The following is a 6,044-nucleotide window of genomic DNA, read 5'->3' as shown; positions in this document are numbered from 1 at the left end:
TTTTTTGGAAAAATTTTTGGGGTATATATTAATTATAACATATTTTTAATGATTTTTTATCTGTCGGCAGCGCCTTGTTTTATCTTTTTTCTTAAGCGACAGACTGTTTGACCACATAAAACATCCCAAAGCCCTGCCCGCGCCTGCTGCCCATTCCGCCTTTTAGCAATATATTAAGGATATCGGTATCGCCCGATAATATGTATTCGCCGATATTGGCGCAAAAAGCCATTCCCATATTTTTCACGACTGTGGTTTTGGCTTGATACGGGCGCAAATCAATAGTCGGGTTGGGACAGTCAATTTTATTGTCTTGCAGCATTCTTTGGGTTATTTGGTTAAGCTGGGCGTTAAACCCCTCATCCATATATGTCAAATATCGGTCTTGATTATCTTGGGCGTCGTGAACCCTAACCAGCAGCGGACTCAAAAATTTTATGCGGATTTGGTTTTGTTTGATAATCGGATGAGGCGCCAAAAACAATCTCTTGAGTTGGATCTCAAAATCATCGTTAAACCGCTTTTTGGTATTTCGCTCTTTAACAAATGAGTTATACAAATACAATATCAACGAATGGTCAAAAGAAGTAATCAGCAATTTGAACCTGCAATCGTCAAAGCGGATAACATCATTGACTATTTTGGAATTTTTGAACACTACGGCAAATGTAAAAGACTTAGACTTTGGCTCGGCCTTGTCATAGACATGGTCAAATATCGGCTTAAAATTTTTTGATAGGGCTGATTTTATATAGCTCATAAAATAGGGTCTATAATCTACGGGCATAACGCCGTTTGGGGCAAAGAAATTAAGTTCTAATCTCATTTTTGGTTTTTTCCATTGGTATTTCTTCAAATTGGATTTGGATAGCGCCGTTTTCTTGCAGGCGGTTATTTAGCTTGGTGCATTTTAGCGGTTTTTTATTCAAAATTCGCGCTAAATAATCGGGCGCTTTTTTAGGGGCATTTTCTTTATGTTTAGGATAAACAATCGTCTTAATGGGATATCCCGTAAACGCGCCTAAATACGCTTTTGGGGTTATGGTTGGGATATAAATATTATCAAGATCTGCGAACTTTGAAAGATAAAGTTGAAAATAATCGTTATATACTCTTTCAAGGTGGGCTTTTAGCTCTTTTATGCTTATTACGCTTTCGTCCAGCTTCATTATCGCGCAAATTTGGGTATTAGGTCTTAAAAACTCGACATATTCATTTAAACTTAAATCCTTATCTTCTTTATAATTAAATCTATACACCTTATTTATCATAAGGTTGTCAAGGCTGATAGGCGCGCTGTCGGCAATTGAAATGGCGCGACTTATGGCTTTAATATTGTCGGCTGAGTCGGAGCTTATCGCGCCAATCAGCATGCCTTTTATGCTGCTGCCGGGTATATAGGGTCTGTTGTCGCTATCTTTGATAAAAAGTTTTATGTTGTAAAATTTGAAATCTTGGGGGTTTTCATTTTTTACTGTGTATTGGGTAAATGATTGTATAATATCGTCTTGGGCAAGCTCCCATTTATCCAAAAAATCATTTAAAGAAGATTTTTCATTATCGCAATATTCGGGCAATTTAGAAATCAATCCAAGATACTCGTCAAAAACATTACGCTCAACCAATAGCTCGGTCAATTTTTTTTGGTTGATTATTTTGAAATAACCCGATTCTTTGTCGTATATATAGGCATACTTTGGGATTGTTTCGCCCGAGCCTATATGCGCGCTGGTAAGCACGGTTATATGTATTTTATACGCGCGTATCATTTTGCTTTTTTTCATATTTGACTCCAATAAAAAATGGTTTTAGATACCTATAAACTTCGTGGTTGCCGTCTTTGGAAACATCAAAAATATCTCCCTTAAAACCATATTTAAAAGTAGACCCCGGCGCAAAGACATACATATCTTTCTTTTTTACCAAGGTGTCAAAATACTTGGCTGATTGGACAAAACCGCTGCGCTTTAGAAGCATATAGTTTGCGTTTTCATGGGCTTGTTTTAGCTCATCTTGTTTTGGAAAGCATACCGAAAGCGTCATAAACGAAGGATATTTTTTATAATCAAGATGTTCGTCAAACATTTTAAGCTTGTCTTCTTTGGCGATCTCAAAGCAATCTTGGATTTCATATTTTCCCAAGCCGCAGCTTACTTTGCCGCCTATGCCACTATAGCCCAATGAGTAGATAAGGGATTTTATTAGATCAAAATCTTTTTCATTAATTTTTAAAAGCAAATATAACCCGCTGTTTTCGGCAAAAGAAAATACGCCATAGAAATACGGCATAGGGTTTTCTAACCTTATTTGACGATTACCTTCTACGGTTTCTAGGCACATCATTACCCTAGTCTGATTTTTGCCTATCTTGTCCAACATTTCTTGGTCTTTTTCGGGGTTGTATTGCCCGCCGTCTTGGCCTTGGCGCAAATAATCGTCCAAGCTATTAATATTGATATATTTAAGGCTTTTTAATTTCTTGCCGAATTTGTCTTTTTGTTTTTGGTCCTCCTGATTAGTTTCTTGATTAGTTTCTTGATTTTGTTTTTTGGTTTTTTGGTTGCTATAAAAATGTATGATTGGCTTGGGTATAAAGTATTTATCCTCGTAATACGGCATTAAGTCCGATATCAACGCGCCTTTGCAAAAAATTTGATGAGTCTCTCTTAATTGTTCTTCGCCGCCGTTTTTTAGGCTTTCTATCAGCAAGGCCGAATAAAACGAATCAGCGTGCATTGTAATGTTTGACAAAGATTTGTCAGGCGTGGCTTGGTCGTCGCCAAAATGGACGGCTGTATTAAACTTTAGTTTAATCAAATAAACGCGCATAATTATTGCAATCCTTTAATATATCATTAAGTTTTGTAAGCAGTTGGTCATCCTTATCTTTTCCAACGCTTTTCGCGCTGAGTTTATCAAACGCGATTCGGCCGTATCCTCTTGTGCCGCTGCCGCCTAGATAGTCCAATTGCAATAATTTGAGCCCTTCAGCTAATATATTAAAATTCTTTATAATCTCGTCTTGAATGTTATCTTCTTGGCAAGGGATGTTATATACCAACTTAAATCCAAAAACCGCGCCTTTGATAACTCTTTCGTTTGACCTTAAGCTCGCTGTTGATTTTTCGCGGTTTATTTTGTTTTCATATTTGATCTCGGTTGGATTGCCTAATTTTTCGTGATTAGTCAAAAAGCAATCAAAAAATTGCAACCTTGATTCGTAATATCTTGAGGACTTGGGCGAACCGCCAAATAATTTGAAAATGTCTTCGCCGTCTTGGGAATGATCCTTTGAACCCCTTTCTTTAGCGAGCAACGACCTGATTTTGCCCTTTAGGCTGCTTCCAGGAATAATAGGAAGTTTGGTTACAGGGTCTTTTATAACCACATTGGCCGCGCCGATAGACGAAGGGTTTTCGCCCCCGCCGATATGCAAACCTGTTTTTACCTCTATATCTCCTGTGATAATGATTTTTTCGCTCATAAATTTTCCTCCGTTTTATTCTTTTCCGCCAAAGTAGTATTTATGAAAAGCCACTAACGCCTCGGCGTATTTGCTAAAGATTGCCCATTTTTCTACGCTGTCAACGCATAATAACAGCTCAATTATCCGCGATTCGTCCACAAAAATTGTTACTGGACCGCGGTCTTTTCCTTTTGGGACGCTATCTTTTCCGCAAGCGTAATATATTCTTACTTGCAAATATTTTATATCGTTTTGAATCTCCGAGTCTAATTCTCCTTTTTGGTGGATTTTGAAATTGATATCGTTAATTAATGAAAAAATATTACGCAATTGACTAGCCGATAGTTTTATTTTTTCTTGACATAATTTGCGCATAACTTGTTCCGCTACCGAAGCAAAGTTTTCTTTAACATTTTGGAAAAATTTAGGATCGGGTTGCTTGAGTTTTGGCGTTTTATTCGCGCGCGTATTATTTTGAGGTTTTTTGGAGTCGCGCGGAATTTGATATTGTGGCTGATTACTATTGTTCATCTTTTTCCTCCCTATTTAAATAGATAAATAATGTTAACGCCGCAAGCAGTTGTTTGCGGTCTTCTTCCGATTTTGCCCAAGAATAAATTTTATTAATGAACTCGTCATCTTTATCATAGACAAGTTCTTTATTGGCTTTTATTCTAGCCAGCAAATAAGCAAATTTCGCTAGATTGTTGCGGTCTTCTTCTATAAGCCGTATATGCTCCAAAAGATTATGGACTTGGGACATATGGGTTGACGCCTCAGGGTTAGGGCTAGGGTTATCGCTATAATACTTCAGCAGAAAATGCAGTTTTTCATTAATTACTTTTTCTCTTAATTCGTCCCATTTAAAGACATTTTTGGGGTCTTTTTCAAATATCGCAATGCAGTCTTTGCCGCTTGTTTTCGCGTAGTTTAATAATTCGCTTGTCTCAAACGCTATCGCGGCGAATGGGTAGGCGCAGGGATACATCGCAAAACTTGCCGAAAGCGTTAATTTTTCGCAAGTATATTGCCCGAAAAAGTAATGCAAATCTAGCGCGAATTCCAAAACTTCGTTCCAGCTTCCTATTATAAATAAATCGTCGCCGCCGCTATACACGACGGATAAATTTCTGTTTTCAAAATTGTTGATAAGGGATACCTTATTGTTGATAAGGGATACCTTTGAATATTTGCCTCTGTTTTCTAGGATTTCGTTAATATAATATTTGAAAAACATTGATAGGCTTTCGGACAAGGCGGTTGTTCTTGAAATGGTGGAATAGTTTATTTCATCGTGTATATCAAGACCGTATTTTAAAGTCGCGCCTAGACTGTCCACATCGGCCCTTAAAACGCCTAATCTTTTTATGCCTATGCTTTTTTGGGCATAGTCGTCAAAGGTGTATCCTTTTTTTTGGTAATCGCCCATATAAATTTTGATTTCTTTTGGATGGCCTATATCAAAGGAATTTTTGGAATATATTCTTACTATTTGGTCTTGCGGGAAGTCGCTTATCTCGTCTTTGGAACATACATGTAGATAATTATCGTTATATCTTTTCTTATTATTGTTATCATTTTTATCATTGTTATCATTTTTATCTATTTCATTTGCTTTATATGAAAACATTTTTAGCGATTTTTTGTCTTTGATAGGTCGGTTGGTTATCACAAACACGCTGTCTTTTTCTAAAAATCTCGGGCTATAATAAATCAAAGAATCGCATATATCGCACATGTCATTATCGGATTGGGTTGACAAACCGCAAAATTTGCATTCTCTTGAGCCGTATTTTTGGTCGGAATTGAGTCGGGTGATTTGGTCTAGGTCATATCTTTGAGTTTTTGCCTTGGATAATTGGTCGGATAATGAGTCAAAAATCATATAATATTCTTTTTTGTCATCTTTAATGACTTTATCTTGTGATTGATTGGATGAACTATTTGCATTTTTTTCATTTGCTGTCATATTGGTTTCGTTTGACTGGCTTTTAACGCCCTTTAATTGATTAGCCGAACATTCCTCAACAGCGCTGGCGGCATACAAAGCGATGCCCATATTGTCTATAAACCAATTGTTTTGCTGTTTGATAATTTCTTTGAATTTATCTTTATTGCTCTCCGTGTTGCCTATCAAAATATAGCAATGACCGCCGCCCGAATATAGCAAATTGCATCTTGAATAACCTAGATTATTAAGTATCTCGTCTATCAAGTTTTCCATTATAAGCTCTAGATAAATTGACCTCGCGCGCAATTGCTTTTGCGCTTGTTCGGTGGTTATTGTGTATATAAATTTTTGGATTCCGCTTAAATCAACGCTTGCCATTAAAAAGGCTTGTTCTTCTTTAAATTGCTTTTTATTATTTTGTTCTTTGTCAAATAAATACTCTCTATAACTATAATTTTCTTGATTGCAAGATAAAAAATCATACATGCTTGCAGCAACGCATGCGGTTAACTTGCTATGTAAATATAAAGAAATATCGCGTTCATTTTCTTCTACGCTTGAAGGCACATAATATAAAGTTGTTTTTATTAATTCCAGCAAAGAATTAATAAATCCTTTTTTATAATC

Annotated in this window: 6 protein-coding genes; all 6 read right to left on the bottom strand. The window is 36.5% G+C overall.

Annotated features, from left to right (window positions below):
* Window positions 1-91: 91 nt before the first annotated feature.
* The gene (cas6, locus tag GX756_01440) at window positions 92-826 is read right to left on the bottom strand and encodes a CRISPR-associated endoribonuclease Cas6 (protein ID NLC16529.1); all 735 of its coding nucleotides are present in this window, start codon (window positions 824-826) and stop codon (window positions 92-94) included.
* Entirely contained in the window at window positions 810-1,784 is a 975-nt protein-coding gene (locus GX756_01435; GenBank protein NLC16528.1) for a hypothetical protein, read from the bottom strand. Before GX756_01435 ends, cas6 begins: the two co-directional genes overlap by 17 nt.
* Window positions 1,753-2,829, bottom strand: coding sequence for a type III-A CRISPR-associated RAMP protein Csm4 (gene csm4 / locus GX756_01430; GenBank protein NLC16527.1), 1,077 nt, complete (start codon window positions 2,827-2,829; stop codon window positions 1,753-1,755). Before csm4 ends, GX756_01435 begins: the two co-directional genes overlap by 32 nt.
* Window positions 2,810-3,484, bottom strand: a complete 675-nt coding sequence (csm3, locus tag GX756_01425; protein ID NLC16526.1) for a type III-A CRISPR-associated RAMP protein Csm3 — start codon at window positions 3,482-3,484, stop codon at window positions 2,810-2,812. The genes csm4 and csm3 overlap by 20 nt, the downstream gene beginning before the upstream one ends.
* Before the next feature lie 15 nt (window positions 3,485-3,499).
* The gene (csm2, locus tag GX756_01420) at window positions 3,500-3,997 is read right to left on the bottom strand and encodes a type III-A CRISPR-associated protein Csm2 (GenBank protein ID NLC16525.1); all 498 of its coding nucleotides are present in this window, start codon (window positions 3,995-3,997) and stop codon (window positions 3,500-3,502) included.
* On the bottom strand, window positions 3,987-6,044 hold a 2,058-nt coding region (gene cas10 / locus GX756_01415), incomplete at its 5' end, for a type III-A CRISPR-associated protein Cas10/Csm1 (GenBank protein ID NLC16524.1). The genes cas10 and csm2, both read right to left, overlap by 11 nt.

Source organism: Clostridiales bacterium, from assembly GCA_012512255.1.
Classification (GTDB): Bacteria; Bacillota; Clostridia; order Christensenellales; family DUVY01; genus DUVY01.
Note: the sequence above shows the minus strand (reverse complement) of the source record. Positions and strands in the feature narration are given on the sequence as shown.